Origin of the sequence: Lepagella muris, assembly GCF_004793975.1 — a bacterium.
Taxonomy (GTDB): Bacteria; Bacteroidota; Bacteroidia; order Bacteroidales; family Muribaculaceae; genus Lepagella; species Lepagella muris.
In genome coordinates, this window is record NZ_SRYB01000077.1 from 1 (window position 1) to 1,115 (window position 1,115).

Annotated in this window: 1 protein-coding gene; it reads left to right on the forward strand. The window is 46.5% G+C overall.

What is annotated here, in order from left to right:
* Positions 1-165: 165 nt before the first annotated feature.
* A partial coding sequence (locus E5331_RS20070) for an IS1182 family transposase (protein ID WP_168355328.1) occupies positions 166-1,115 on the forward strand: 950 nt, incomplete at its 3' end.

The following is a 1,115-nucleotide window of genomic DNA, read 5'->3' on the forward strand; positions in this document are numbered from 1 at the left end:
GAGGCTGTCTAACAAGTTTAGGCAGTCTCTTTTCGTATGTGATTGCAAAAAGACAGTATAAAAAATAAGGCTTTCTTGTTGAGATTCAGCAGGAAAGCCTTTGTCATGTCAGATAATTTTTGTAAATTTGTGTTGCATATAAATAACTTGTTATCAAAACATAACATGGCAAAATTAGCAATAAAATCCGACAATAGAAAACAAAATCTTCTTCTTCCGCCGTCATTGGATGAGCTTGTGCCGGAGAATCACATGGTGAGGGTGGTCGATTCAGTGATCGACAGCCTGGACATAAGCGATATTCTCTCGACCTACCGTGGAGGAGGCAACAGTGCCTTCAATCCCCGGATGATGTTGAAGGTGCTTGTGTTCGCATACCTGAGCAATGTCTACTCATCCCGGCGAATCGAGGAACTTCTCCGACGGGATGTCTATTTCATGTGGCTTGCCGGAATGAAGCGCCCCGACTTTCGGACAATCAACTATTACCGCGGCAAACGTTTGAAAGAGGGTTTTGACGCTGTCTTCACTCAAGTCATCCAACTGCTTCATGACGAAGGTTTTGTATCGTTGAAAGTGCAATACATCGACGGAACGAAAGTAGAGTCTGTGGCGAACAAATACACTTTTGTCTGGCGCGGGTCGGTTGAAAAATATGATGCGAAGCTCAAGGCCAAGACAGAGGCGCTCCTTCAGCAGATAGAACAGAACCATGCTCTGGAAAGCGGTGAGAATCCCGTTGCGGAGAATCTTACCGCGGAAGAGGTTGCCCGAAGAGTTGAGCGGATAAAGGAGAAAGTGGATGCCACCGCATTGAGCAAGGATGAATCAAAGGCAATCAGGCAGATAGAGAAAGACTCCATACCGAGAATGAACAGGTACCGTGAGCAACTGGCGACCATGGGAGAGCGCAACTCCTTTTCCAAGACTGACCCTGACGCCACGTTCATGCGCATGAAGGAGGACGCGATGCTCAACGGTCAGCTCAAGCCCGGATATAACGTGCAGATATCCACAGAAAACCAATTCATTACAAATTTTGGAATATATCAGCGTCCCACCGATACCCTTACGATGATAGACTATCTGGAGTCGTTCAGGAACCGATACGGCAT